The following is a 24,014-nucleotide window of genomic DNA, read 5'->3' as shown; positions in this document are numbered from 1 at the left end:
ATTGTTCGGTAAAGTGAACAATCATGAGCACCACACCGCCACCCACCGAGGCCCGCCCCGATCAGCTCTGGGGCCAGCTCCACGCCCTCAGCGTGATCGCCCAGCTCGGCAGCTTCACCAAGGCAGCGCAGCGCCTGGGCCTGTCCAAGGCCGCGGTCAGCCAGCGCATCGCCGATCTGGAGCGCCAGCTGGGCCAGAGCCTGGTGGCACGCACCACACGCTCGGTGCGCCTGAGCGAGGCCGGCCAGCGCCTGGTGGCCGAAACGGCGGCGCCGCTGGCCCAGATCACGGCCGCCCTGGGCGCCAGCCGCGACGCCGTCGGCCAGCCGCGCGGCCGCCTGCGCCTGAGCGCACCGGTGGCCCTGGGGCGCCAGCATCTGGCGCCGCTCTTGAACCGTTTTTGCCAGGCCTACCCCGAAATCCAGATCGAGCTCGATCTGTCCGACCGCCTGGTCTCTCTGGCCCAGGAAGGCTTCGACCTGGCCGTGCGCCACTGCAGCGCGCCGCCCGACAGCCACGTCGCCGTCAAGCTCTGCGACAGCCGCGCCCTGCTGCTCGCCAGCCCGGCCTATCTGCGCCAGCACCCGGCGCCGCAATCGCCGGAGGACCTTGCCGCCCATGCCTGCCTGGCCTATCTGCGCCCCGGGCCGGCGCAGTGGCTGTTCGAGCGGCAGGACGACGGCGCCGAGGTGGAACGCGTGAAGGTGCAGGTGCAAGGCCCGCTGCGCGCCGGCAACAGCGAGATCCTGCGCGAGGCGGCGCTGAGCGGCCTGGGCCTGGCCCTGCTGCCCGATTTCAGCGCTGCCGAGGCCCTGGCCCGTGGTGAGCTGGTCGAGCTGCTGCCGGCCTGGCGGCCGGTCGGCTTCTTCGGTGACGCCATCTACGCCCTGCGACCCTGGAGCAGCGCCACGTCGCGGCCGGTGCAGCTGCTGGTGGCGGCTTTGCGCGAGGCGCTGGCGGGTGGCTTTGCCGCTGCGCCCAGCGGAGGCGGGCAAAAAAAACGCCCACCAAGCAAGCCGGGTGAGCGTTGAAAGTCCTCGAAAGGACGTCGTTGGGACGGTTGCAAGAGGCCGTGAGGCACTTGCTTGATGCGTACTCTAGAGGGCCGACGCCCGACGCGGTATCCCCAATGGGTAGGAGTCGCTCAGGCTTGACTTGCACGGCACGCCACGGCTACCGGTTCGGCCGGACAATAGCGGCATGAGTTCAAACAAGCCGTCCCGCCCGCGTTCGTCCGCCGCCCCTGCGCGCCCGGGCTCCAGCCACCGCTCCGGTCCGGGCCCCCGGCCAGGCCCCGGCGCATCAAGCCCAGGCGCCACCAGCCGCCCCGGCCCGCGTGGCAGCCACGCAGCCCCGGCCGCCAAGCCGCCGCTGGCAAAGCCGCAAATCCAGCCGCTCAGCGAGGCCGAGCTGGATCAGCTGCAGGCGCTGCTCGACCAGGTGCCGGCGCCGCTGGAACCGCTCGATGTCAGCATGCTGGACGGTTATCTGGTCGGCGTGCTGCTGCAGCCCAAGGCCGTGCCAGCCTTTCAGTGGACCCGCCATGTGCTGGACAGCGAGGAAGGCCGCAACCCGCCCGAACGCTTCGACAGCCGGCCCCTGCTGGCCCTGGTCAAGCGTCGCTACCAGCAGCTGAACCAGGCCATCGTCGACCGCCAGTGGTTCGACCCCTGGGTGTTCGAGATGCAGGGGGAGGATGAAGACGAAGAGGCCGAGCCCTCCGAGGTGGTCTTCCCCTGGGTGGCCGGCTTCGCCCTGGCCACCGAGTTGTTCCCCGAGCTGATGCGCGAGGACGCGGCCGATCTGCTGGAACCCCTGGCCGCCCTCTTCATGCACCTGGACCCGGACGACCTCGAGGACGCCGACGACTTGCTCGAGGAGATCGAGTCGCTGGAGCCGCCCAAGGATCTGGAAGAGGCGGTCGAAGGCCTGGTCAGCGCCTGCCTGATGCTGGCCGACGTCAGCCGGCCGCAGGCGAAACCTGCCGCCCCGCAGCGACCGCCGGCCCGGCGCGGCCCGCCGCCGCGCGGCCGCTACTGAAAAAGCCGACTCAGGGCTTGGGGGCCCGCGGATCGCGGGTCTGGCGCTTCATCCAGTCGCTCATCTCGCGCAGCACATGGCCTTGCGACTCGCGTGCCGCATAGCCATGAGACTCCAGCGGCAGGGTCACATAACGAACATTGCCGCCGGTGCCAGCCAGGGCCTGGTACAAGCGCTGGGTTTGCATCGGGTAAGTGCCCGGGTTGTCGTCGTTCTCGCCGTGGATCAGCAGGATGGGTTCCTTGAGCTTGTTGGCGTAATTGAACGGTGAAAGGCGCAGGTAGACGTCTTGCGCCTCCCAGTAGGTGCGGCGTTCGCTCTGGAAGCCGAAGGGCGTGAGAGTGCGGTTGTAAGCGCCGCTGCGCGCAATGCCGGACTTGAACAGATCGGTGTGGGCCAGCAGATTGGCCGTCATGAAGGCGCCGTAGCTGTGGCCGCCCACCACCATCTGCGAGCGCTCGCTGACACCCAACTCCACCGCCTTGTCGATGATGGCCTGGGCATTGGCGGTGATCTGCTCGACAAAGCTGTCGTTGACCGTCTTCGGATCGCCGACCACGGGCATGGTGGCGTCCATCAACACCACATAGCCGTCGAGCAGCAACATCAGCGGGCTGGTGCCGCCGAAGGTGTTGAAGCGCGTGGCCGAGCCGCTGACCTGGCCGGCGGTGGAGGCATCGGTGAACTCCAGCGGGTAGGCCCAGACGAAGGTCGGGCGCGGCTCACCCTTCTTGAAATCGGGCGGCAGGTAGAGCCAGAAGCTCAGCTCCACGCCATCGGCGCGCTTGAACTTGACCAGCTCGCGCTGGATGTCACGCAGCTGCGGCGTCGGGTCGCGGTGCTGGGTCAGGGCCTGCATCTGGCCGAAATCGGCACCGCTGCGCAGCACCAGATTGGGCGGCTCGTTGAAGGTCTCGCGGCTGCTCAGCAGGCGGCCATCGGCCAGCAAGGTGATGGGCCGCTCGTAGTGCGTGCTGCCGGACTGGAACAGGCGCTCGGTCTGGCCGGTCTTGAGGCTCAGGCGGTCAATGAAAGGCCGGTCACCGGCCGGGCTGGCGCCTTGGCCGACCAGCAGCAGGCGGTCTTCGGCGTCCAGGCGAGCGACGCTGTGGCCGTTGGGCAGCACGCGGGTCAGCGGCTGGCCGGGGTCTTTGTAGCGGTCACGTTGCGAGCGGTCCTGCAGGCGCTGCGGCGGCGCGCTGCCGTCCAGCGCCAGCAGATCGACGCTGAGCCAGCGGCGGTCCCGGTCGTACTCGGCCACCAAGGCACGAGGCTTGGCCTCGACAAAGCTCAGGTTGACCACGCGGCCGGCGGTGCGATGCACTTCGCGCGCCTCGCCCTGGTAGGGCGCATCCAGGCGCATCAGGCGGTCGCGGTGGCTGACCTTGGTGTTCGGGTCGCCGCCGTCCAGGGCTTCCACCCAGTAGACGGCGCCATCGGCCAGGGGCGAGGCCCAGTAGTCACGCGGGCCGGTGATCACGCCCTCGACCGGCACGCCCTGGCGGATCTTGACGGCGCCGAGGCTGCGCAACAGCTTTCCCTGGGCGTCGCGCAGCTCGACTTCGCGGCCGAAGTCATTGGCGCCGACCTGGTAGCTGAAGGGCGGCACCAGGCGCTCGACCAACAGCGTGCCCTGCGTGCCCACGGTCTGCACCTGGGCGATCAGGCCCGGCGCGCCGATCTCGCGCGAGGCGCCGCTGCGCAGGTCCACCCGGCGCAGCACGGCACTGGCCTGGTGCTGGAACAGGGCCTCGTCCTGGCGGTTCTTGAGCAGGTCCTGGCGCGTGAACTCGGGCGAGGTCTGGCCCATGGACTCCTGGATGGACGGGCCGCTAGGCACGCTGAACTGCGGTGCCGGGCCGCGCTGGTCGGGCACGGCCACGGCCACCAGCTCGTCGGCATTGAGCCAGGCCACATTGCGCTCGAACATGGGGTTCAGGCGCAGGCCGCGCAGCGGCTTGAGCGCGCCGCTGGCGACATCACCAACCCAGAGCTCGATGGCCTTGTCGGTGCGGCGGTTGAGCAGGAAGCGGCGGCCGTCCGGCGACCAGCGCAGCTGGTGGAAGGCGCCACCGGCCGGCAAGCGCACCTCACGCGCCGGCGCTTCGGGCCGGGCCAGGTCGCGCAGCTGCAGCGATTCGATCGCGGTGATCATCTGCGGGCCGCCGGCCGCAGCGTCGTAACGGCCACCGGCCAGGCGGTGGATGGGGCGGGCCAGCTCGGCAATCGTGCGGTGGCGCTGCAGCTGGGCCACGGCCAGGGTTTTCTGATCGGGCGAGAGCTGGTGGGCCGGCAGGCCCGGCGCATCGAGAACGGCGCGCATGGCCGCAGAGGGCTGCTGATAGCCCTCGGCACTCGCCGGGCCGGCGGCCGTGGCTTGTGGTGCCTGTGCGAACGAGGCGATGTTCAAGCTACCCAGGGCCAGGGCGATGGCCAGGGGCAAAAGACGAGGAACGGGGCTGAAGCGCATGGTGAGGTGTCGCCGTTTTGAAACGAAGCGACGACTCTAGCAGCGCCCGCCCTGGCGCCGCGCCCCGCCGGCTTATTGGCTGAACAGGCGTGCGGCGTGCAGACCCAGGCCGGTGGCGACCGAGGCAAATCGGTCGCCGCGCACATGCTGGGCCTGCGGGTAGTCGGCGGCGATCTTCTCGGCCAGGAAACGCAGGCCGGTGGAGCCGCCGGTGAAGTAGAGCGCATTGACCTGATCGGGCCGCAGGCCGGCCTGGGCCACGGCCTCGCGCCCGGCCTGGACGATGCGGCCGATGTCAGCCTCCAGGGCCTGCACCGCCACCGTTTCGCTCAGGGCGACCTCGAGCCCGCTTTCGACCAGGCCCAGGTCGATGACGGTGTCGCCCCCGCCGGAGACGGCAATCTTGGCACCCTCGGCACGGCCGGCCAGCTCGTGCCCAAGGTGATCCTCCACCACCGTCATCAGGCGCTGGTGGTGCTTGAGGTTGCCGTAGAAGCTGCGCATCTGGCGCAGCTCGGCCACGCGCTGCGGGCTGTAAACGGTGTTGATCAAATGCCAGGTGGCCAGGTCAAAGTAGACGCCGCTGGGCACTTCGCGCGGCGGCGAACCGGCGCGCTCGGGGCCGAAGCTGCGGTAGCCAAACTCACGCAGGATGCTGGCCAGCTCGATGTGGCGGTCGAAATCGGTGCCGGCGATGTGCACGCCATGGTTGGCCAGGATGTCGTCGCGGCGGTCCAGGCGGTTCATGCGTTCGGGGCCGACGCGCACGACCGAGAAGTCAGAGGTACCGCCGCCGATGTCGGCGACCAGCACGATCTGCTCGCGGTCGATCTGGTGCTCAAAGTCGAAGGCCGCGGCGATCGGCTCGAACTGGAAATGCACCTCGTCGAAGCCGACCTTGTGGGCGGCCGCCTCCAGCGAGGCCTGTGCCGCGGCGTCACGCGCCGGCTCGCCATCGACGAAAAAGACCGGCCGGCCCAGCACCAGCTTGTTCAGCGGGCCCGGCGCGCCCGAGGCCAGGGCGGTGTTGCGCAAGCGCTTGAGGTAGCCGGCCAGGATGTCCGAGTACTTGACGCCACGGCCGCCGCCGACATCGGTGGTCTGCTCGATCAGGCCCGAGCCCAGGATGCTCTTCATCGAGCGCATCAGCCGGCCGTCCGCCCCCTCGACGTAGGCCGCCACGGCGGCGCGACCGAAGGCGCGCGGCGGGCCGTCGGCGTCATGCCGGCCTTCCACAAAGTAGAAGACCGCCGTCGGCATGGTGGTGTGCTCGCCCTCCAGCGCCACCAGGCGCATGCCACCGCCCTCCGCCGGCACGGCAATGGCCGAGTTGGAGGTGCCAAAGTCGATGGCGCAGAAGGACGGGGCGGAGGCGTGGCTCATGGAGAAGCGGCTGTGATGAGCCGAACGGCAGGGGGGCGCGGATTGTACCGGGCCGCCCTGAATCGCCCGAAGCGCGGGCGCAGGGTCAAGCCACCGCGCCGTAGAAATTGAACGCCATGGGCGGGCGGCGGCCGGCCATCAACTCGGCCAGGGCGTGACCGGAGCCGGCGCCATGGGTCCAGCCCAGGGTGCCGTGGCCGGCATTGAGCCAGAGGTTGGACGCCTTCTTGCTGCGGCCGATGTAGGGGATGTTGGTCGGTGTGCTCGGGCGCAGGCCGGTCCAGTAGTTGGTTTCGCTGAGGTCGGCCACGCCGGGGAAGAGTTCTTCGTAGCGCTTGACCAGGGCTTCGCAGCGGGTGCGCGAGGTCGGGCGATTGAGGTCGCTGTCGAAGCCGCAGAGCTCGGCCGTGCCGGCGATGCGGATGCTGTCACCCAGGCGCGAAATGGCGATCTTGCGGGTGTCGTCGAGCAGGCTGACGACGCTGGCCCGCTCCGGCTTCTTGAGCTTGAGCGTGGCCGAGTAGCCCTTGGCCGGGTAGATGTTGAGGAACTCGCCCAGCGGCTTGAGAAGAATGGGGGTGTAGGAGCCCATGGCCGCGACGAAGGCATCGGCGCGCAGCTCGCGCTTCTTGCCGCTGCGCACATCGGCGATCTGCACCGCGTCGATCTGCTGGCCGCTGCGCGAGAGCTGCAGGATGTCGTGCTCGTACAGGAAGGTGGCGCCGCGCTGCTGGCAGAGCTGGGCCAGCTTTTGCGTGAAGACCTTGGCGTCGCCCGACTCATCGCTGGGCGTGAAGGTGCCGCCGTGGATGTTGCGGCCGAAAGCGGCCAGGGCCGGCTCGATCTTCAGCACCTCGTCACGGCCCAGCACGCGACGGTCCACACCGTGACGGCGCATGATCTCGGCCCCGGCGGCGCCGGCTTCGAAATCGGCCTGCGAGGAGAAGAAGTGCAGGATGCCCCGCTCCAGGCGCTCGTACTCGATGCCGGTCTGGCTGACCAGGGCCTTCAACGATTCGTGGCTGTAGCGGCCCAGCTGCACCAGCTGCTCGACATTGCGCTCAAACGCGGCGTTCGTGCATTGGGTCAGAAAGCTCAGGCCCCAGATCCACTGCTTGGGGTCCAGGCTGGGGCGGAACAGCAGCGGCGAGTCATCGCGCAGCAACCACTTGGCCACCTTGAAAGGTGCGCCGGCATTGGCCCAGGGTTCGCAGAAGCTGACCGAGATCTGCGCACCGTTGGCGAAGCTGGTTTCCAGCGCCGCATCGGGCTGGCGATCCACCACGGTCACCTCATGGCCTTGCTCCAGCAGGTACCAGGCGGTGCTGATGCCGATGATGCCGGCTCCCAGGACGACGACTTTCATTGCGTGTACTCCACAAGTTCAAATTCAAACGCCAAGGGGACCCAGCAGCAGTTGTAATCCCAAGGCAAACATCAGCAAAGCGATCAGTGCGTCGATGCCGCGCCAAACCAACGGCCGGCTCAAAGGCCCGGCAGCCGCGGCCGCACCGAACCCCAAAACCGTGAACCACATCACGGAAGCCAGTGAGGCCCCTGTAGCAAAGGCCCAACGCAAATCAAGCGGCTGCTGGTTGCCCAAGAGGCCCAGCAGCACGACGGTGTCCAGATAGACATGAGGGTTCAGATAGGTCATGGCCAGCGCGCTGAGCAAGGTGGCCCACAAACCCGCCGAACCGGAAGCGGCCTCCAGCGCACCCGAGCCACGCCAGGCACGCCGGGCGGCCTGAACGCCGTACCAGATGAGAAACAGGGCGCCGCCGTAGCGAAACGCATTCATCAAGCCTGCATTGGAGGCAATGGCGGCGCCGAGGCCAAAGACGCCGAGGCAGATCAACAACAGATCTGACAGCGCGCACAGAGCCACCACCGGCGCCACATGGCTTCTCAGTAGTCCTTGACGCAGCACCAAGGCGTTTTGCGCGCCAATGGCCATGATCAGGCTGGCTCCGCTGAGCCAGCCTTGGGTCAAAGCGCCGAAGGCGCTGGGGCTGCTGTCCATCATGGGTGGCGGATTGTCGGCAGAGTCCGTGCAAACCAGAAGCGCAATTCATATTTGTCGGCGTACATTAGCCGTACTTATGAAAGACCTGGATTCCGCCGGACTGGACTGCCTGGCCGCCCTGGCCGATGAACGCAGCTTCGAGCGTGCCGCTCAGCGCCTGTCCATCACCCAGAGCGCCATCTCCCAACGCTTGCGCAGTCTTGAGGCGCAGGTCGGCCAGTTGCTGGTGGTGCGCTCGCGGCCGCTGCGCCTGACCGAGCCGGGCAAGGTCTTGCTTCGCTTTGCACGCCAGTTGCAGGCGCTGCGCACCGATGTGGCGCGCGAGCTGGGCGCCCAGGTGGCGCCGAACGAGCGCATCGCCATCGCCATCAATGCCGACAGCCTGGCCACCTGGGTGCTGCCGGCGCTGGACCCGGTGGTGCAGGTCGGCCTGCGCGAAGGCTACGGCCTCGAGCTGGTGGTGGACGATCAGGATTTCACCCATGACTGGCTGCGCCAGGGCGAGGTGCTGGGCTGCGTCAGCACGGTCAGCCAGGCGCTGCGGGGCTGCCTGGTGCAACCGCTGGGCGTGATGCGCTATGTGGCGGTGGCCAGCCCTGAGTTTCTGCAGCGGCAGTTGCCCGAGGGCCTGAACGAAGCCAATTTCGCCAGCACGCCCTTCCTGGTTTTCAACCGCAAGGACGACAGCCAGGTGCAGTGGGTGGCCAAGGCCTTCCAGGTGCAGTCACCGCGGCTGCAGGAGCGCTATGTGCCGTCCAGCGAAGCCTATGTGCGGGCGGTCTGCATGGGCTGGGGGGTGGGCGTGGCGCCGGAGTTGCAGGTGCGTCCGCTCTTGCAAAGTGGCGCCCTGGTGGCGCTGCGGCCGGAGTTGAGCGTGGATGTCACGCTGTATTGGCACCAGTGGAAGCTGGTTTCAGATCTGGCACCGGCCCCCGCGCGGGTGGCGCTGCTGGACCAGATCGGTCAGGCCCTGGCGCGAGGTGCGCGCGCGGCCTTGAAATAGGTCAGAAAAGTCAGTCGCGGCCGGCGGCCGATGCGGCCAGGGCCACCGAGGCCACCATGGACTTGGATTCCAGCAAGGCCATGCGCTGCTGGCCCGGCTTCTTGCGATCCTGGATGGAATGCGCAAGGCCAAGGGCGCACACCATGACCAGCGCAACCATGCCCAGGGCCAAATACTTCATCAAAAGTGCGTTCATAGCTGATCTTGTGGCAGTGGCGTGTGACGCAGTTGGCATCACAGCAGGACCGGCAGAATAGCCATAAACCCGCCGCGCGAACACCCATCTAAGGGGGGATGATCGGGTTTTCACCCTTTATCCCTCGATATGAAGTATGCAAAGGGAAATTTCACCTCCGCGGGAGCGTGTGGTTTTCCCAACTAGACCGCGAAGAGCACCCAGTTCGGGGATTCGTCACCGTCGCGGATCAAGCACACTGGAATCGCCCCTGCAGCATGACTGCTTCCCCTGGATGTGCGAGGTTCGATATGCGATTCACCCCAGCTTTGCGCTTCTTCCGTCGCAATTCGACGCTCCCGCAGGAGCAGGACCCCGCCGACCTGGGTACCGCCTTTGGCATGGAGGCCAGCCTGGAGGACGGCGACGCTTACCGCGCCAGCGTCAGCGAGATCGAGCTGGAGTCACAGCGCTCCCGCGCCGCACTCGAATCCCCCCTGGCCTGGCTGTCCTCCAAACGCAACTGAGCGTTGCGCTGGCTTCAGCGCACCAACAGCACCGGCGTCGAGCAGTGCGCCATCACCTTGGTGGCCACAGACCCCAGCACCAGATTGCCGATCGCACTGTGGCCATGTGAACCCAGGATCAGCAGATCAAACTTGCCCTTCTCGGCTGTGCTGGCGATCACGTCGGCCGCCGGGCCCACCTTGTTGAGGAACTCAGCCGGTAGCTTCTGCTTGGCAAAAAAGGTGCGCAAGGTCTTGAGAACTTTCTCACCTTCATCGGCGTAGTAGCCCTTCAACAATTCCTTGTCGAGCACCGCAGCTGCGCGCGGCGGCACGGCCGGCACGGCATGCAGCACGGTGTACTGATGGGCGCCACCCAACCACTCATCATGCGCGGCCAGATAAGCCAGCATGCGCTTGGTGTAACTGCTTCCGTCAACGGCAACGAGGATTTTCATCAGGACTCCTTCCGGGTTCATGGGCGCGGGACTGCATCGCGTGCTCGCAGTCTGACACAGACCGCGAGAAAGAAGCTGAGCCACGTCAAGCTCAGGCCGAGAACACCTCGATCAGCATCTGGGGGTCGAACCGAGCCGGCTCGCCCTTGCGGGCATGGCCGCGGGCATTGCAGATGACGCGTGTGGCGCCGTTCGCATGCTCAAAGCGGTAGTCGTTCTGGCAGTGCAAATGCCCGTGCAGCCACAAGCGCGCGCCTGGCAACAAGGCTTCATCGTCGTTGCAGAAGCTGGCTGTGCCCGGCTGCTTGCCGTATCGCGGATCGGCGCTGCGCAAGCTGGGGGCGAAATGGGTGACCACAACCGTGGCATCCCAGGCCGCCGCCTCACTGGTGTCAACTTCACCCAGGCTGAGCTGCTGGGCCAGCCATTCGCGGCAGCGCAAACCCTGCTCGCGAACGGCGGCCGCATCGAAACTGGCACCGTTGCGGCTGGCGCCCATGACCCGCTGAAAATAACTGGCAGCCCGCATGGCGCGCTCGCGCTGCGCCGGGCCGAAGGTGTCGAAATCACTCCAGCGCGTGCTGCCGAGAAAGCGCACGCGGCGGCCGGCAGCGTCAGGGCGAATGCAGGCGCTGTCGTCGAGCAGGGTGAAACCCAGCTCGGCCGCCAAGGCCTGCAAGCCCAAGCGGGCTTGATCGACATCGCGGCCGTCGTACTCGTGATTGCCGGGCACAAAAATCACCGGCACCGGCCAATCGCGGAAGCGGCGCAGGCCGTCCCAGCGGCTGTCCACATCCCCTGCCAGGATCAGCAGATCAGCGCCGGGAGCGGGCTCAGGATCGAAGGCCTCCGTCTCCAGATGGAGATCGGACAGCAGTTGCAGGCGCATGGCAGCTGCGCCTTCTCAGCAATACGACGCCACGCTCAGTTGGCGCCGTGGCACTGCTTGTACTTGCGACCGGAACCGCAGTGGCAGGGGTCGTTGCGGCCGAGTTTGGGGCCTTCGCGGCGCAGGGTTTCGACGCGGTAGCGCTGCTCTTCGGTCAGGTCGCGCAAATCGGCCACGGTGACCACCAGCTCCTCGATCGCCTCGTCCAGGTCCTTGAGCGGGTGCTCGCGGTCCAGGGTGGCGACCACTTCCTTCTCTTCCGGCGTTTCAGCCGGAAGGTGGCGGTACAGGCGGGCCAGGGCCGTCATCACGGCATCGTCGGGCATATCGGCCAGATCGGGGAAGCACAGGGTGGCATGCTGGAAGCCAGCGACCCAGGGCATCAGGGTGCGAGAGATCAGGCTCATGCCGGCATAGGTGGCGCGGGCCTGCGCATCCTCGGCGCCTTCGCCCTCAGACGCGGCTTCCGCCTCGGCCTCAACGCCTTCGCCTTCAGCCGGTTCTTCCAGGTCCAGCACGACCGGGTCGAACCAGCCGTCTTCCACCATGCTCTTGTTCAGCGCGGTGTAGCGGCGCTCCACCAGCTCGCGGATGCGGGCCAGCCAGCTGGCATCGACCTCTTCGGGCAGCACGCCACCGTCGTAATCGAAGATATTGGGCAGCCACTCCTCGATGTCAATCATGCGGGGCTGCACCAGCACGCCGCAGAGATAGCCGTCCAGCATGGAGGCGTCGAGGGCCTGCAGCGGGGCGGGTGTGGTGGCGAGAAGTTCGTCGAGTTCGGCGAACTCGGTGTCGGTCAGATCGATGCTCATGGCGCGATTGTCGCCGCAGTGGCCTCTTGCGCAAGCACGCCCGCCGCCTGCGCGCGCCGCGCAGCCTCGATCAAGCGTTCGCGCAGCCAGTTCTCGGCGCTGCGCCCTTCGCTGCGCAGATGCCAGAGCATGTCCACATGCACCCGCGACAAAGGCACGGGCAAGGGGCGCTCGATCAGCTGGCTGCGGTAGCCGGTGGCCTCGACAAAGCTGGCCGGCAGCACGGTCAGCAAGTCCGACTGCGCGACCACCCGGCCGGCAGTGAAGAACTGGTTGACCGTCAGCACGATGCGCCGGCTGCGGTTCATCGCGCTCAAGGCCTCGTCCACAAAGCCATGCGGCCGACCGGAGAAGCTGACCAGCAGGTGGTGGGCCGCACAGTAGGCATCCAGATCCAACACCTGTTCCGCCAGCGGATGGCCGCGCCGCATGACGCAGACGTATTCGCTGTCATAGAGCCGGTGCTGACGGATCACCGACTGGCTGCCCTGGGCACGAAGCGCCGCCACCGCCCCCGGGAAGTAGCCCACCGCCACATCGGCCTCACCTTGATCGAGCAACGCACGCGGATCGCGGGTCGTCAGCGGCAGCACATGGACATTGGCCAGGGCGCGCGCCTGTTCCAGCTGCGCCACCAGGGGCGGCAGGAGCAAGGCCGCCGTGGCGTCAGCCATGGCGATGCGGAAGGTGTAGTCCTCACGCTCGGGCTCGAATTCGCCGGGCGCCAGCAAGACCTGCAAGCGCTGCAGGATCAGGCGCACTTCGGGCCACAGGCCTTCGGCCCGCGAGGTCGGCTTCATGCCGAAGGCCTGGCGAACGAACAGGTCCTCGCCCATGGCCTCGCGCAAGCGCTTGAGCGCATGGCTGACCGCCGGCTGGGTCATGGACAGGCGCTGCGCCGCCCGGGTCAGGCTTTGTTCGGCCATCACGGCATCGAAGACCCGGAGCAGATTCAGATCGAGATGGCGGAAGTTCATGGTGGCGCCCGGAGCTCCAAGATATATGACTTGTTTATATCTTCAATTCCCACAATTCATTGGCAATCGCACTAGGGTTTACCCGAAAATCACGCATCGGTTCAAAAAACCACCCAACAGGAATTGCCATGAGCATCGCGACCCAAACTTTCGGCCTCCCCGCACGTCAGAACCTGCGTCAAAACGTGCGTCATGGCGGCACCTTCACCGCCATCGGCGCCCGCGTCTGGCTGCGTCTGATCGAATCCGTCAAGGCCCGCATGGCCGCTGCCGCCGAAGCCCGCGCCCAACGCGAACTGCTGGCCCTGGCCGACTTCTACCAGGACAGCATGCCCACGTTTGCCGCCGAACTGCGCGCCGCCAACTGCCGCCGCTGAGACCGCTTCGGCAGCCTCACGCTGCCTACGGACGTAAAAAAGCCCGCTTCTGCGGGCTTTTTGCTTTACGAACCGGCCTTTGCTGCGCTTGCTGCAAAGGCCAGGCTCAGAGACACATCACTCAGCGGCCAGGCGCGCTTCGATCTTGGCCTTGGTGGCGGGCAGCTCAGCCGGCAGATGGTAGGCCAGTTGAGCGAACAACTCTTCATGCAGACCCAATTCGACGGCCCAGGCGGCCTTGTCGATGTGGGTGGTGATGTTGAACTGCTCCTGGCTGAAATCCAGCCCTTGCCAGTTGATGTCCTGGTAGCGCGGGGTGACGCCGAACGCATGTTCCTCGCCTTGGCCCTTGCCCTCGACACGGTCCAGCATCCACTTCAGCACGCGCATGTTTTCGCCATAGCCGGGCCAGACGAACTTGCCGTCGGCGCCCTTGCGGAACCAGTTCACGCAGTAGATGGCCGGCAGCTTGGCGCCAGACGTCGCGCACAGGGCATGCAACTTCTTGCCCATGTCCAGCCAATGCTGGAAGTAGTCGCTCATGTTGTAGCCCATGAAGGGCAGCATGGCGAAGGGGTCGCGGCGCACCACGCCTTGCTGGCCGGCAGCGGCGGCGGTGGTTTCCGAGCCCATGGTGGCGGCCATGTAGACGCCTTCCACCCAATCGCGGGCTTCGGTCACCAGAGGCACGGTGGTCGAGCGGCGGCCGCCAAAGATGAAGGCGTCGATGGGCACGCCGGCCGGGTTGTCCCAATCGGCGTCGAGCGCCGGGTTGTTGATGGCCGAGACGGTGAAGCGGGCGTTGGGATGCGCGGCCTTGGCACCGGTTTCCTTGGCGATGGCCGGGGTCCAGTCCTTGCCTTGCCAATCGATCAGGTGGGCCGGCGGGGTGTCGGTCATGCCTTCCCACCAGACATCGCCCTCGTCGGTCAGGCCGACGTTGGTGAAGATCACGTTCTTGTTCAGGCTGGCCATGCAGTTGAAGTTGGTCAGCGTGTTGGTGCCCGGGGCGACACCGAAGTAACCGGCTTCAGGATTGATGGCGTACAGGCGACCGTCGGCACCGGGCTTGATCCAGGCGATGTCATCACCGATGGTGGTGACCTTCCAGCCTTCAAACGCAGCCGGCGGAATCAGCATGGAGAAGTTGGTCTTGCCACAGGCGCTGGGGAAGGCGGCGGCGAAGTGGTACTTCTTGCCTTCCGGCGAGGTCACGCCCAGGATCAGCATGTGCTCGGCCAGCCAGCCTTGATCGCGGCCCATGGTCGAAGCGATGCGCAGGGCAAAGCACTTCTTGCCCAGCAAGGCATTGCCGCCATAGCCCGAGCCGTAGGACCAGATTTCACGGGTTTCCGGGAAATGGACGATGTACTTGGTCTGGTTGCACGGCCACTTCACATCGGCTTGGCCCGGCTGCAGCGGCGCGCCAACGGTGTGCACGCAGGGCACGAAAGTGCCGTCCTGGCCCAGCACGTCCAGCACGGCACGGCCCATGCGGGTCATGGTGCGCATGTTCACGGCGACGTAGGGGCTGTCGGACAGCTCAATGCCGATGTGAGCAATGGGCGAGCCGATCGGACCCATGCTGAAGGGCACGACATAGAGCGTGCGGCCGGCCATGGCGCCCTTGAACAGAGCCTTGTCGCCGGTCTGCAGCAGGCTGCGCATCTCGGCCGGGTCCATCCAGTTGTTGGTCGGGCCGGCGTCTTCCTTCTTGGCCGAGCAGATGTAGGTGCGGTCTTCCACGCGCGCCACATCGCTGGGGTCGCTGCAGGCGAGGTAGCTGTTCGGGCGCAGGGCCGGATTGAGTTTCTTGAAGGTACCGGCGGCGACCAGCTGGGCGCAGAGGCGGTCGTACTCTTCTTCAGAGCCGTCGCACCAATACACATCCTTGGCCTGGGTCAATGCAGCGACCTCGGCCACCCAGGCGATCAAGCGCTGGTGTTTCACAAAAGCCGGCACGTTCAGGCGCAGCCCTTCCATCACGGGTTGGTTCATAGCGTTCCCAATCAATATAAAAGCAGAATTGGGTCAAGCTCGTAAGCATGCGCTCACATTTTCAGGAGCGGATGCAAGCCGGGCCTGACCCAATGCCGCTGATGACCAGCACCGGCGTGTCCGGCATTGGCTCTCTCAGGCAACGCCGGTCCTCGTGGGAAAGCGGCGGTTTGGTGTCCAAAACTCCGCCGGTTTTCGGCGAGTGAACAATTGTCACCCCAATGTAACGACCCCGTAACTCTCGGAGAACCCGAGGTCATGCATTTCCTGAATAGATTCATGCCTGGGGCGAAATCCAACGGATGCCGCCGGGTCTGGCGCCAGATTTGTCACACTCCGGGGCATGAGCACCCTGACCCGCATCAACATCGCCAAGGCGCAAGCCTTGCGCACCCTCGACGGCCGAGAAACCCTGAGCGGCATCAAGAAGCGCTCGGTCGACGGACCGGTTGCCCTCACGGCCCTGGGGCTGGCCGGCGATGAGCAAGCAGACCTCAGCGTCCACGGTGGGCTGAGCAAGGCCCTCTACGCCTACCCGCAAGAGCATTACACCTTCTGGCAAACCGTTCGCGCGCAGGCTGGCGTGGCTGAATGGAGTGCGCCGCTGCCGCCGGGCAGCCTGGGCGAAAACCTGACCCTGTCCGGCCTGTTGGAAAGCCAGGTCTGGATCGGCGATGTGTTGCGCTTCGAGCAGGTCGAACTGATCGTCACCGAGCCGCGTTTCCCCTGCTTCAAGTTCAATGCCGTGATGGGCTTCAACAAAGCCGCCAAGCTGATGAGTGAAAGCGGCTGGTGCGGTTTTTACTTGGCGGTCAAGGTGGCTGGCGAGTTATGTGCGGGTGAGACGTTTGAGTTGATCGCGGGGCCACGTGAGGTCGGGGTCACGGAGCTGTTCCGAGCGAAAACCAAGCGCTGAGAAAAGACGAGCCATAACACTCCCTCCTTGGAGGGCCGGGCAAATACCCATCGCAGCGCGGCCCACTACCCCCAAAAATGCGCCCCATTTCCACAAGGACGGGCGACAGGCCCAGGGGGGAGCAGGGAGAATGAAGAACAGAACCCGCCGCTGGGCTCTCAAGGGAATAGCCGGCAGTTGCGTCGCACACCCGCTGCTGCGCAGCTGGGCCGACACCGAGCCCGCTCACAAGCAGCACCCCATCGAGTCCTTCGCTCGCCGCCCATTGATGGAGCGGGTCGCGCTTTCGCCCAACGGCGAACGCCTTGCCGCCATCATCAACAACGGTCCGACCAGCACTTTGATCACCCGGGGCTTCGCTGGCGGCCCGGTGCAATCCGTGTTGTCTACCGACAATCTGGAGTTCACGATCAAATGGTTTCGTTGGGTCAACAATGATCGCTTGGTGCTCAGCCTGCGCTTCCCATCGCAGCGCATGAGGGACTTTGTGCAAAGCATCGCGACCCAGGAAACGCGCTTGGTCGCAGTCAACGCGGACGGCAGTCAGTTGGTCAATTTGGTCAAATCCAAACTCGGCAGCAATGCCTTGCGCTGGGCCATTTCACAAGACCATGTCGTGGACTGGATGCCAGAGGACGGCAAGCACCTGCTGCTTGAGTTGCCGAACAGCCATCTCAGCTACACCCGCGTGCTCTACAAAGTGAATGTGGACACTGGCGACAGAAGCTTCTATGCCGGAGGCCTTGCCGAGTCGATCGACTGGATCACCGATCACCAACATCGAGCTCGCCTGGCTCGCTGCATTGATGAACAAGGCGCCACCACACTTTGGGTGAACACGCCGGACAACGAGAGCTGGCGCCAACTGCGGCGCTATGCGCCGGGCCAAACACAAGACCTTGAACCCTTGGGCTTCGGCATTGACCCCTATCTGCTGTACGTACTTGCGCCGCACCAAGGATTGCAGGCCGTCCATACCATCAATTTGCGGGACAAAGCCTTCACGCTGAGTTTGAAGCTCAGCGATGAGCGTTATGAGCTGGACGGTGATCTGATCCACAACGGCCAAGGGGAGGCTGTCGGAATCAATATTTCACGAGAGGGCGACTCCAGCATCTTCTACTGGGATGCCAAGTACAAGGAGTGGCAAAAAGCACTGGACGAAGCGCTGCCGCGCCGCTTCAATCAGATCGGCAGCGTCAGCCGCGATGGCAAGCGCTACGTCTTGAGTTCCAGTTCAACCGGTTTGCCGGGTCAGTGGTACCTGGGCGAAGAGGGCGAGAGCCCCAGTCTGCGTTTGTTCGCTCAGCGATACCCCGAACTCGAGATCCCGCGCATCGCCACCAAAAACCCTGTGGAGTACCAGGCAAGAGACGGTCTGCTCATCAAGGGCTATCTCACACGCCCTCTTGGCGCCAAGGCCGACCAACCACTGCCTCTGGTTCTCTTCCCCCACGGCGGGCCCCATGCAGAAGACGGTCCGGGTTTCGACGAATGGGCCGCCTTCATGGCAGATCGTGGCTATGCAGTGCTGCAGGTCAACTACCGAGGATCCACCGGGAGGGGCCAAGCCTTCCTCGAAGCGGGGAAACGGCAATGGGGCCTCCAGATGCAGGACGACCTCACCGATGCCGCAAATGAAATGGTCAAACTCGGTGTTGCAGACAAAACGCGCATCGCCATCGTGGGCGCCAGCTATGGCGGCTACGCGGCCCTGATGGGTGCCATCAAGACGCCCTCGCTTTTCAAGGGGGCCTTTGCATTTGCCCCCGTGACTGACCTCCTTGAGCTCACCAGCGACGAAGGCCAAGGCTTGAGCCAGGAAGCGATCCGCAAGCAGATTGGCCATCACAAGGACGACGCAAGCCGTCTGAAAGCGACGTCACCGCGGCTGCATGCCGACAAGGTGCAAATCCCTGTCTACATGATCCATGGCACGCACGATCGCCAAGTTCCATACCAGCACAGCGTCTGGATGGCCGAAGCCCTCAAGGCCGCCGGCAAGCCCCACGAGTTTGTGACCCTGGAGAACGGCGACCACCAGCTGAGCCACTATCCCTATCGCCTGCGGCTGTTTGGCGACTTGGAGAAGTTCCTCGCCAAGACCATCGGTCCCGGCCGTGTCGCCAGCTGAACCTCAGCCGCCCAAAGCCGGATAGTCCGTGTACCCCTGCGCCCCGCCGCCGTACATCGTCGCGCGGTCCGGGGTTTGCAACTCGGCGTTGAGGCGCAGGCGGCGCACCAGGTCAGGGTTGGCGATGAAGGGACGGCCGAAGGCGACCAGGTCGGCGCGCTTGTCGGCCACGGCTTGCAGCGCCATCTCACGGGTGTAGCCGTTGTTGACCATCCAGGGGCCGGCAAAGCGTTCGCGCATGGCGGCGTAGTCAAACGGCGCGTAGTCGCGCGCGCCGCCGGTCTGGCCTTCCACCACGTGCAAGAAGGCCAGCTTGAGCGGCGCCAGCTGCTCAGCCACATGGTTGAAGAGTGTCTGGGCCTGGCTGTCAGGTGCAGCGTCGTTGCTCGGTGTGACCGGACTCAGGCGCATGCCGGCGCGGCCGCTGCCGATGGCCTGGCTGACCGCCGTCATCACCTCGATGGTGAAGCGTGCACGGTTGGCGATGGAACCGCCGTAGTCGTCTGTGCGGTCGTTGATGCTGTCGCGCATGAACTGGTCTAGCAGATAGCCGTTGGCGCCGTGCACCTCCACCGCATCGAAGCCCGCCTCCATGGCGCAGCGGGCCGCATGCGCGAACTGGGCCACCACGCCGGCGATCTCCTCGGTGCGCAGCGCACGCGGCGCAGAGTTGGGCACAAACCCCTCTTTCGTGAAGCTCTGGCCCGCAGCCTGGCGCGCGGTCGAGGACACCGGCGCCCGGCCTTCGGGCTGAAAGCTGGTGTGGGAGATGCGCCCCACATGCCAGAGCTGGGCGGCGATCTTGCCGCCGGCGGCATGTACTGCGTCGGTCACGCGCTTCCAGCCCGCCACTTGCTCGGGCGTGTGGATGCCGGGCGTGTCGATATAACCCTGCCCTTCAGCGCAAATCTGCGTGCCCTCGCTGATGATGAGGCCGGCCGTGGCGCGCTGGCGGTAGTACTCCACCACCATCTCGCCGGGCACCAGGCCAGGCGAGCGGCTGCGCGTCAGCGGCGCCATGACGATGCGGTTGGCCAGCGAAAGATCGCCGATCTGGATGGGGTCGAAAAGACTGGACATGAGCTGCAACAAACGAGCAAGTAGGACGCGCAGATTAACGCCCCCGCAGCACGGCCTTTGGGCTGCAAGTTCTTGCGTGCTGTGGCAAGGCTCGCTCAGCGCCGGGATGCCGGAGCTGGATAGACTCTGCCGCCATGCCGGTCTCTCCCCTTACCTATCCCCTTGCCAATCCCCTGGCATTTGCCCAAGCCCAGCTCACGCGGCGCCGCTGGCTGGCCGCTGCCCTGGCCGGCAGCAGTGTGGCGGCCTGGGCGCAGCCGCGGCAAGTGCTGCAAGTCGGCCCGCGCCGCGCGCTGCGCAGCCTCGCCGCCGCCGCACAAGCCGCGGGCGATGGCTGCCTGATCGAGGTGGACGCCGGCGAGTACCGGGCCGACGTGGCTTACTGGCCGCAGAACGGCCTGCAGCTGCGCGCCGTGGGCGGCCGCGTGCAGCTCAAGGCCGAAGGCGCCCACATCATGGGCAAAGGCATCTTCGTCACGGCCGGCCAGGATCAGCGCATCGAAGGCTTTGACTTCAGCGGCGCCCACGTGCCCGATGGCAATGGCGCCGGCATCCGCATGGACCGCGGCTCCTTGCAGCTTCGCGGCTGCCGCTTCCACGGCAACCAGACAGGCCTGCTCACCAACAACGAGGCCGACGCGCGCCTGAGCCTCGAAGACTGCGAATTCGGCCCCATCCTGCCGGGCCAGCGCCACAACCACAACCTCTACATCGGCCGCATCGCCGAGCTGCGCGTGATCGGCTGCCATCTGCACCATGGCCACTTCGGCCACCTGCTGAAAAGCCGCGCCGCCTTCACCCAGCTGCTCTACAGCCGCCTCAGCGACGAACCCGAGGGCCGGGCCAGCTACGAGCTGGAGTTCCCCAACGGCGGCCGCGCCTGGGTGATGGGCAATCTCATCGTGCAAGGCGCGCAGACCGACAACCCGGCCCTGCTGGCCTACGGCGCCGAGGGCCAGGTCTGGCCCGAGAACGAACTGATCCTGGTGCACAACACGCTGATCGACCGGCGGCCCTCGGGTGGCAGCTATCTGCAGCTGAACACGCAGAGCGGCCCGGCGCCGGTGCGCGTGCGCCTGCTCAACAACCTGTTCGCCGGCCCCGGCCGCATGGTGCCAGCGCGCGACTGGGAAGCCTCGGGCAATGGCCACGCCGCTTGGGACGATTTCGTCAACGCGTCTGAGGGCGACTACCGCCTGCGCCCCGGCTCGCGCTGGCAGGGTCGGGCCGTGGACGCCGGCCTGGCCCATGCGCCCGGCAGCCCGCGCCTGATCCTGCGCCCCGAGCGCCAGTTCCAGGCCCCGCACCACAGCGTGGCCCTGGCCGACGCCGCCGGCCGGAGCCTGAGCCCGGGCGCCTTTCCGCTCGATTGAGCACGGTTTCCGGGCCTCGCCGGGGCGGGCGAAAACCCCTCGCGCGGGCTGCGCACGCTACAGTTCGCCCATGCTCGCCTACCGTCACGCCTTCCATGCCGGCAACCATGCCGATGTTCTCAAGCACCTGGTTCTGACCCAGGTGCTCCGCTATATGGCGGAAAAAGAGAAGCCCTACACCCTCGTCGACACCCATGCGGGTGCCGGTGGTTACTCGATCGAAGGCAAGTACGCGCAGAAGAAGGGCGAATACGTCCACGGCGTCTCCAAGCTCTGGGATGCCAAAGACCTGCCCGAACCCCTGGCCCGCTATATGGAGCCGGTGCGCCTGTTCAACCCCGACGGCCAGCTGCGCCAGTACCCGGGCTCGCCGGCGATCGCCAACCTGCTGATGCGCGACACCGACCGCCTGCGCGTCTACGAGCTGCACCCGACCGACTACCGCATCCTCGAAACCTACCTCTCCACCCGGCCCAACACCCAGGTCAGCGACAAAGACGGTTTCAGCGCCATGCGCGCCGAGCTGCCGCCGCCCTCGCGCCGCGCCGTGGTGCTGATGGACCCGTCCTACGAGCTCAAGACCGATTACGGCAAGGTCGTCACCGCCCTGCGCGAAGGCCTGGAGCGCTTTGCCGAGGGCGTGTTCCTGATCTGGTACCCGCAGCTGCAGCTGCTGGAAGCGGCGCAGCTGGTGCAGCGCCTCAAGGCCGCCGCCGATGCCGGCGCCAAAAAGGGCTGGCTCCATGTGCGCCTGACTGTCGAGCAGCAGGAAGACGTGCGCGGCTTCGGCATGCTGGGCAGCGGCATGTTCGTGGTCAACCCGCCCTTCACCCTGCACGACGATCTGCAGGCCTCCATGCCTTATCTCGTCGACAAGCTGGGGCAGTACGACGGCGCCAACTTCCTGCTGGAACAGCGCACGTCCTGAGCCTTTTTGCGATTCAGTAGGCCACGGTGAAGCGCTGACGGTGGTGCCGCGGCGCCTCCAGCTCATCCACCAAGGCCACGGCCAGGTCGGCCACGCTGATGCGTGACTGGCCCTGCGCATCGCTGAGCAACTCTTCCCCGCCCAGGCGGTACTGGCCGCTGCGCTCGCCCGGCTCCAAGTGCGCCGGCGGCGAGACAAACGCCCAGTCCAGTTCCTGCTCGCCGCGCAGGCGGTTCAGCGCCTCGCGTGCCGCCAGGGCGCCGGCCTTCCACTCGGCCGGGAACTGCGGCGTGTCCACCAGCTGCACGCCGGGCGCCACGTAGAGGCTGCCCGCGCCGCCCACCACCAGCAGCCGCGCCACGCCGGCCTGCTTGACACCGGCCGTGATGGCGGCCGAGCCGCGCAGGAACTCCTCGAACAGCGCCGGGTGGCCCCAACCGGGGTTGTAGGCACTCAGCGCCGCGTCCACGCCCTGCACCGCCGCAGCCACGGCCTCGGCCTCGGTGGCATCGGCCTGATGCACCTCCAGCCCCGGCTGCGCGGCCAGCTTGGCTGGGTCGCGCAGCAGCGCTCGCACCTCGTGGCCGCGCGCCAGCAATTCCTTCAGCAGCGCCGAGCCCACGAAACCGGTGGCGCCAATCAATGCGATCTTCATCTTCAGTCCTTCCGTCCAGATGCCCGCCACAGCGGCCGGCGTGTTGTGATGGGCTCAACTTTATGGACTTCACAATCAAGCCATAAGTCCTCAGAATCGCCTTGGACTCTTTAGAAAAACTTCATGCTGGACCAACTCAAGCGCATGGCCGTACTGGCCACGGTGGTGGAGCAAGGCAGCTTTGTCGCCGCCGCGCGCCAGCTGCAGACCACCACCTCGGCCGTCAGCCAGCAGGTGCGGGCGCTGGAGCGTGATATGGGCGTCACGCTCTTGCACCGCAGCACCCGCAAGCTCAGCCTGACCCCGGCGGGCGAGCGCTTTCACGCCGGCTGCGCCGCCATGCTCAGCGCGGCCCGGGGCGCACAGCAGCAGCTGATCCAGCTGCGCGACGCGCCCGAGGGCGAGCTGCGCATCGCCGCGCCCGTGGGCTTTGCCCGCCAGCTGGGCCCGGCCCTGGCGCCGCTGCTGCAGGCCCATCCGGGCCTGAGCCTGCATCTGGAGGTGGAAGACAGCTTCACCGACCTGGTCGACCGGCGCATCGATCTGGCCATCCGATTCGGCCGCCTGCCCGACAGCAGCTGGGTGGCGCAGCGCATCGGCGAAAAAAGCATCGCTCTCTACGCCGCACCGGCCTACCTGGCGCAGCGCGGCGTGCCGGCCCAGCTGTCGGACCTGGCCGCCCCGGGCCACGACTGGCTGGCCCTGCGCAGCGGCACCGACCAGCCCCTCGCCCTGAGCCTGCGGCGCGGCGACGAAGCCCTGCAGCTGAGCCTGCGGCCGCGCGCCAGCAGCAACAACCAGCTCAGCCTGCAGCAGCTGTGCGAAGCCGGCCTGGGCCTGGCCATGCTGGGCGGCGACGATGTCAGCGAATCGGTCCAGGCCGGCCATCTGCTGCCCCTGCTGCCGGGCCTGCAACTGCCGCCCTTGCCCATCCATGCGCTGACGCCGCAACGCGATGCCCAGCCTGCCAAGGTGCGCCACGCCATCGCCGCCCTGCGGGCTTTTTTGAGTGCCGCCCCACCGGGCTGACCCCGGGAAGGCCTGTCATGGTTTCGCGGTACGCTGCGCGTCTTTGATCGATTGCGTTTCATCCGCCCGCACCGCCCAACGACCATGAAGACCGCCCCACCCCTCGGCCTGAGTTCCGCCGCCCTGGCGCGCAGCATTCCTTTTGTCCTCTTCATGGGCTTGCTGGCCTTGCGGGGCGCGCTGCCAGCGGGCGGGGTGCTGGACCCGCGCTGGGTCTACGGCCTGAGCGTGGCCATCGTCGGCGGCGCCCTGTTCTGGTTCTGGAAGGACTACGGCGAGCTGGCCCGCCAGAACCGCCCCAACGCCCGCCAGACGCTCTGGAGCGTGGGCGTCGGCGTGGCGGTGTTCGGCCTGTGGATCCACCTCGACGCGCCCTGGATGCAGCTGGGCGAAGCCACCGCCAGCTTTGTGCCGGTGAACGACCAGGGCCAGCTCGACTGGCCGCTGATTGTGCTGCGCTGGATCGGCGCGGCCCTGCTGGTGCCGGTGATGGAAGAGCTGTTCTGGCGCGGTTTTCTGATGCGCTGGATCGAAAGCCCGCAGTTCGAAACCGTGGACCCGCAGCGCGTCGGCCTCAAGGCCATCGCCCTGTCCACCTTTGTCTTCATGCTGGCCCACACCTTGTGGCTGGCCGCCATCGTCGCCGGCCTGGCCTATGCCTGGCTCTATGTGCGCACCGGCCGGCTCTGGTGCGCCGTGATCGCCCATGCCGTGACGAATGGCTTGCTGGGCATCTGGGTGGTCCATTCGGGGCAGTGGCAGTTCTGGTGATCGATTGAACG

The 24,014-nt window shown here is 66.5% G+C and carries 23 protein-coding genes; 11 read left to right on the top strand and 12 right to left on the bottom strand.

The genetic code is table 11. The features are described from left to right. Positions 1-23: 23 nt before the first annotated feature. Complete coding sequence (locus AC1Q6P_RS16110) at positions 24-1,031, top strand: LysR family transcriptional regulator (protein ID WP_492665077.1); 1,008 nt, start codon at positions 24-26, stop codon at positions 1,029-1,031. Between the two features lie 169 nt (positions 1,032-1,200). Beyond that, the gene (locus tag AC1Q6P_RS16105) at positions 1,201-2,040 is read left to right on the top strand and encodes a YecA/YgfB family protein (protein ID WP_223696631.1); all 840 of its coding nucleotides are present in this window, start codon (positions 1,201-1,203) and stop codon (positions 2,038-2,040) included. 10 nt (positions 2,041-2,050) lie between these two features. Here the strand turns inward: AC1Q6P_RS16105 and AC1Q6P_RS16100 are convergent, their stop codons facing one another. From AC1Q6P_RS16100 to AC1Q6P_RS16085, 4 genes are all read right to left on the bottom strand, one after another. Then, the gene (locus AC1Q6P_RS16100) at positions 2,051-4,510 is read right to left on the bottom strand and encodes an alpha/beta hydrolase family protein (RefSeq protein ID WP_492665076.1); all 2,460 of its coding nucleotides are present in this window, start codon (positions 4,508-4,510) and stop codon (positions 2,051-2,053) included. 72 nt (positions 4,511-4,582) lie between these two features. After that, positions 4,583-5,893, bottom strand: coding sequence for an Hsp70 family protein (locus tag AC1Q6P_RS16095; RefSeq protein WP_492665075.1), 1,311 nt, complete (start codon positions 5,891-5,893; stop codon positions 4,583-4,585). An 85-nt stretch (positions 5,894-5,978) separates the two neighbouring features. After that, positions 5,979-7,259, bottom strand: a complete 1,281-nt coding sequence (locus tag AC1Q6P_RS16090; RefSeq protein WP_492665074.1) for a D-amino acid dehydrogenase — start codon at positions 7,257-7,259, stop codon at positions 5,979-5,981. A 24-nt stretch (positions 7,260-7,283) separates the two neighbouring features. After that, positions 7,284-7,916 carry a LysE/ArgO family amino acid transporter gene (locus AC1Q6P_RS16085; RefSeq protein WP_492665073.1) on the bottom strand — a complete coding sequence of 211 codons (633 nt, stop codon included), beginning with the start codon at positions 7,914-7,916 and terminating at the stop codon, positions 7,284-7,286. A gap of 79 nt (positions 7,917-7,995) precedes the next feature. Here AC1Q6P_RS16085 and AC1Q6P_RS16080 point away from each other — a divergent pair, with 79 nt between their 5' ends. Further along, positions 7,996-8,922, top strand: coding sequence for a LysR family transcriptional regulator ArgP (locus tag AC1Q6P_RS16080; protein WP_271007511.1), 927 nt, complete (start codon positions 7,996-7,998; stop codon positions 8,920-8,922). A gap of 10 nt (positions 8,923-8,932) precedes the next feature. Here the strand turns inward: AC1Q6P_RS16080 and AC1Q6P_RS16075 are convergent, their stop codons facing one another. After that, on the bottom strand, positions 8,933-9,118 hold the full coding sequence (locus AC1Q6P_RS16075) for a hypothetical protein (RefSeq protein WP_133155270.1): 186 nt from the start codon (positions 9,116-9,118) through the stop codon (positions 8,933-8,935). Positions 9,119-9,408: 290 nt separating this feature from the next. On the opposite strand from AC1Q6P_RS16075, the gene AC1Q6P_RS16070 reads away from it, so the two are divergent. After that, positions 9,409-9,624 (top strand): hypothetical protein, encoded by a 216-nt coding sequence (locus tag AC1Q6P_RS16070; protein WP_133155269.1) that lies wholly within the window; start codon positions 9,409-9,411, stop codon positions 9,622-9,624. Positions 9,625-9,638: 14 nt separating this feature from the next. Here the strand turns inward: AC1Q6P_RS16070 and AC1Q6P_RS16065 are convergent, their stop codons facing one another. The 4 genes from AC1Q6P_RS16065 to AC1Q6P_RS16050 form a co-directional block, all read right to left on the bottom strand. Beyond that, complete coding sequence (locus AC1Q6P_RS16065; protein ID WP_102769038.1) at positions 9,639-10,061, bottom strand: universal stress protein; 423 nt, start codon at positions 10,059-10,061, stop codon at positions 9,639-9,641. A 91-nt stretch (positions 10,062-10,152) separates the two neighbouring features. Next, positions 10,153-10,950, bottom strand: coding sequence for a metallophosphoesterase (locus tag AC1Q6P_RS16060; protein WP_492665072.1), 798 nt, complete (start codon positions 10,948-10,950; stop codon positions 10,153-10,155). A 35-nt stretch (positions 10,951-10,985) separates the two neighbouring features. Then, positions 10,986-11,765 (bottom strand): UPF0149 family protein, encoded by a 780-nt coding sequence (locus AC1Q6P_RS16055; protein ID WP_492665071.1) that lies wholly within the window; start codon positions 11,763-11,765, stop codon positions 10,986-10,988. Then, entirely contained in the window at positions 11,762-12,742 is a 981-nt protein-coding gene (locus AC1Q6P_RS16050) for a LysR family transcriptional regulator (protein ID WP_492665070.1), read from the bottom strand. The genes AC1Q6P_RS16055 and AC1Q6P_RS16050 overlap by 4 nt, the downstream gene beginning before the upstream one ends. A 128-nt stretch (positions 12,743-12,870) precedes the next feature. Between AC1Q6P_RS16050 and AC1Q6P_RS16045 the strand changes: the two genes are divergently transcribed. After that, complete coding sequence (locus AC1Q6P_RS16045) at positions 12,871-13,119, top strand: hypothetical protein (RefSeq protein WP_102769034.1); 249 nt, start codon at positions 12,871-12,873, stop codon at positions 13,117-13,119. A 117-nt stretch (positions 13,120-13,236) separates the two neighbouring features. Here the strand turns inward: AC1Q6P_RS16045 and AC1Q6P_RS16040 are convergent, their stop codons facing one another. Next, entirely contained in the window at positions 13,237-15,117 is a 1,881-nt protein-coding gene (locus AC1Q6P_RS16040) for a phosphoenolpyruvate carboxykinase (GTP) (protein ID WP_492665069.1), read from the bottom strand. A 343-nt stretch (positions 15,118-15,460) separates the two neighbouring features. Here AC1Q6P_RS16040 and AC1Q6P_RS16035 point away from each other — a divergent pair, with 343 nt between their 5' ends. Beyond that, positions 15,461-16,033, top strand: coding sequence for an MOSC domain-containing protein (locus AC1Q6P_RS16035; protein ID WP_492665068.1), 573 nt, complete (start codon positions 15,461-15,463; stop codon positions 16,031-16,033). A 130-nt stretch (positions 16,034-16,163) separates the two neighbouring features. Next, positions 16,164-18,167 carry an alpha/beta hydrolase family protein gene (locus AC1Q6P_RS16030; RefSeq protein WP_492665067.1) on the top strand — a complete coding sequence of 668 codons (2,004 nt, stop codon included), beginning with the start codon at positions 16,164-16,166 and terminating at the stop codon, positions 18,165-18,167. A gap of 3 nt (positions 18,168-18,170) precedes the next feature. On the opposite strand, the gene AC1Q6P_RS16025 is transcribed toward AC1Q6P_RS16030, so the two are convergent. Continuing rightward, a complete protein-coding gene (locus AC1Q6P_RS16025) occupies positions 18,171-19,247 on the bottom strand; it encodes an alkene reductase (protein WP_492665066.1) in 1,077 nt (358 codons plus the stop codon). A 134-nt stretch (positions 19,248-19,381) separates the two neighbouring features. On the opposite strand from AC1Q6P_RS16025, the gene AC1Q6P_RS16020 reads away from it, so the two are divergent. Then, the gene (locus tag AC1Q6P_RS16020) at positions 19,382-20,620 is read left to right on the top strand and encodes a hypothetical protein (protein WP_492665065.1); all 1,239 of its coding nucleotides are present in this window, start codon (positions 19,382-19,384) and stop codon (positions 20,618-20,620) included. Positions 20,621-20,690: 70 nt separating this feature from the next. Then, positions 20,691-21,548 carry a 23S rRNA (adenine(2030)-N(6))-methyltransferase RlmJ gene (locus AC1Q6P_RS16015; RefSeq protein ID WP_102769029.1) on the top strand — a complete coding sequence of 286 codons (858 nt, stop codon included), beginning with the start codon at positions 20,691-20,693 and terminating at the stop codon, positions 21,546-21,548. Between the two features lie 13 nt (positions 21,549-21,561). On the opposite strand, the gene AC1Q6P_RS16010 is transcribed toward AC1Q6P_RS16015, so the two are convergent. After that, positions 21,562-22,203 (bottom strand): NAD(P)-dependent oxidoreductase, encoded by a 642-nt coding sequence (locus tag AC1Q6P_RS16010; RefSeq protein ID WP_492665064.1) that lies wholly within the window; start codon positions 22,201-22,203, stop codon positions 21,562-21,564. 123 nt (positions 22,204-22,326) lie between these two features. Here AC1Q6P_RS16010 and AC1Q6P_RS16005 point away from each other — a divergent pair, with 123 nt between their 5' ends. Then, positions 22,327-23,232: a LysR family transcriptional regulator gene (locus AC1Q6P_RS16005; protein ID WP_492665063.1), complete on the top strand. Its 906-nt coding sequence runs from the start codon at positions 22,327-22,329 to the stop codon at positions 23,230-23,232. A gap of 84 nt (positions 23,233-23,316) precedes the next feature. After that, the gene (locus AC1Q6P_RS16000) at positions 23,317-24,003 is read left to right on the top strand and encodes a CAAX prenyl protease-related protein (RefSeq protein ID WP_492665062.1); all 687 of its coding nucleotides are present in this window, start codon (positions 23,317-23,319) and stop codon (positions 24,001-24,003) included. Positions 24,004-24,014 lie beyond the last annotated feature (11 nt).

This window comes from Roseateles sp. GW835-FHT13E02 (genome assembly GCF_058794035.1).
Note: the sequence above shows the minus strand (reverse complement) of the source record. Positions and strands in the feature narration are given on the sequence as shown.

Bases quoted from the DNA above. Each gene is read 5' to 3' on its own strand.
- AC1Q6P_RS16010 (WP_492665064.1), bottom strand. From the start codon at position 22,203: ATGAAGATCGCATTGATTGGCGCCACCGGTTTCGTGGGCTCGGCGCTG.
- AC1Q6P_RS16005 (WP_492665063.1), top strand. From the start codon at position 22,327: ATGCTGGACCAACTCAAGCGCATGGCCGTACTGGCCACGGTGGTGGAG.
- AC1Q6P_RS16075 (WP_133155270.1), bottom strand. From the start codon at position 9,118: ATGAACGCACTTTTGATGAAGTATTTGGCCCTGGGCATGGTTGCGCTG.
- AC1Q6P_RS16040 (WP_492665069.1), bottom strand. From the start codon at position 15,117: ATGAACCAACCCGTGATGGAAGGGCTGCGCCTGAACGTGCCGGCTTTT.
- AC1Q6P_RS16065 (WP_102769038.1), bottom strand. From the start codon at position 10,061: ATGAAAATCCTCGTTGCCGTTGACGGAAGCAGTTACACCAAGCGCATG.
- AC1Q6P_RS16060 (WP_492665072.1), bottom strand. From the start codon at position 10,950: ATGCGCCTGCAACTGCTGTCCGATCTCCATCTGGAGACGGAGGCCTTC.
- AC1Q6P_RS16090 (WP_492665074.1), bottom strand. From the start codon at position 7,259: ATGAAAGTCGTCGTCCTGGGAGCCGGCATCATCGGCATCAGCACCGCC.
- AC1Q6P_RS16035 (WP_492665068.1), top strand. From the start codon at position 15,461: ATGAGCACCCTGACCCGCATCAACATCGCCAAGGCGCAAGCCTTGCGC.
- AC1Q6P_RS16095 (WP_492665075.1), bottom strand. From the start codon at position 5,893: ATGAGCCACGCCTCCGCCCCGTCCTTCTGCGCCATCGACTTTGGCACC.
- AC1Q6P_RS16000 (WP_492665062.1), top strand. From the start codon at position 23,317: ATGAAGACCGCCCCACCCCTCGGCCTGAGTTCCGCCGCCCTGGCGCGC.
- AC1Q6P_RS16020 (WP_492665065.1), top strand. From the start codon at position 19,382: ATGCCGGTCTCTCCCCTTACCTATCCCCTTGCCAATCCCCTGGCATTT.
- AC1Q6P_RS16045 (WP_102769034.1), top strand. From the start codon at position 12,871: ATGAGCATCGCGACCCAAACTTTCGGCCTCCCCGCACGTCAGAACCTG.
- AC1Q6P_RS16030 (WP_492665067.1), top strand. From the start codon at position 16,164: ATGAAGAACAGAACCCGCCGCTGGGCTCTCAAGGGAATAGCCGGCAGT.
- AC1Q6P_RS16015 (WP_102769029.1), top strand. From the start codon at position 20,691: ATGCTCGCCTACCGTCACGCCTTCCATGCCGGCAACCATGCCGATGTT.
- AC1Q6P_RS16080 (WP_271007511.1), top strand. From the start codon at position 7,996: ATGAAAGACCTGGATTCCGCCGGACTGGACTGCCTGGCCGCCCTGGCC.
- AC1Q6P_RS16100 (WP_492665076.1), bottom strand. From the start codon at position 4,510: ATGCGCTTCAGCCCCGTTCCTCGTCTTTTGCCCCTGGCCATCGCCCTG.
- AC1Q6P_RS16105 (WP_223696631.1), top strand. From the start codon at position 1,201: ATGAGTTCAAACAAGCCGTCCCGCCCGCGTTCGTCCGCCGCCCCTGCG.
- AC1Q6P_RS16085 (WP_492665073.1), bottom strand. From the start codon at position 7,916: ATGGACAGCAGCCCCAGCGCCTTCGGCGCTTTGACCCAAGGCTGGCTC.
- AC1Q6P_RS16055 (WP_492665071.1), bottom strand. From the start codon at position 11,765: ATGAGCATCGATCTGACCGACACCGAGTTCGCCGAACTCGACGAACTT.
- AC1Q6P_RS16110 (WP_492665077.1), top strand. From the start codon at position 24: ATGAGCACCACACCGCCACCCACCGAGGCCCGCCCCGATCAGCTCTGG.
- AC1Q6P_RS16025 (WP_492665066.1), bottom strand. From the start codon at position 19,247: ATGTCCAGTCTTTTCGACCCCATCCAGATCGGCGATCTTTCGCTGGCC.
- AC1Q6P_RS16070 (WP_133155269.1), top strand. From the start codon at position 9,409: ATGCGATTCACCCCAGCTTTGCGCTTCTTCCGTCGCAATTCGACGCTC.
- AC1Q6P_RS16050 (WP_492665070.1), bottom strand. From the start codon at position 12,742: ATGAACTTCCGCCATCTCGATCTGAATCTGCTCCGGGTCTTCGATGCC.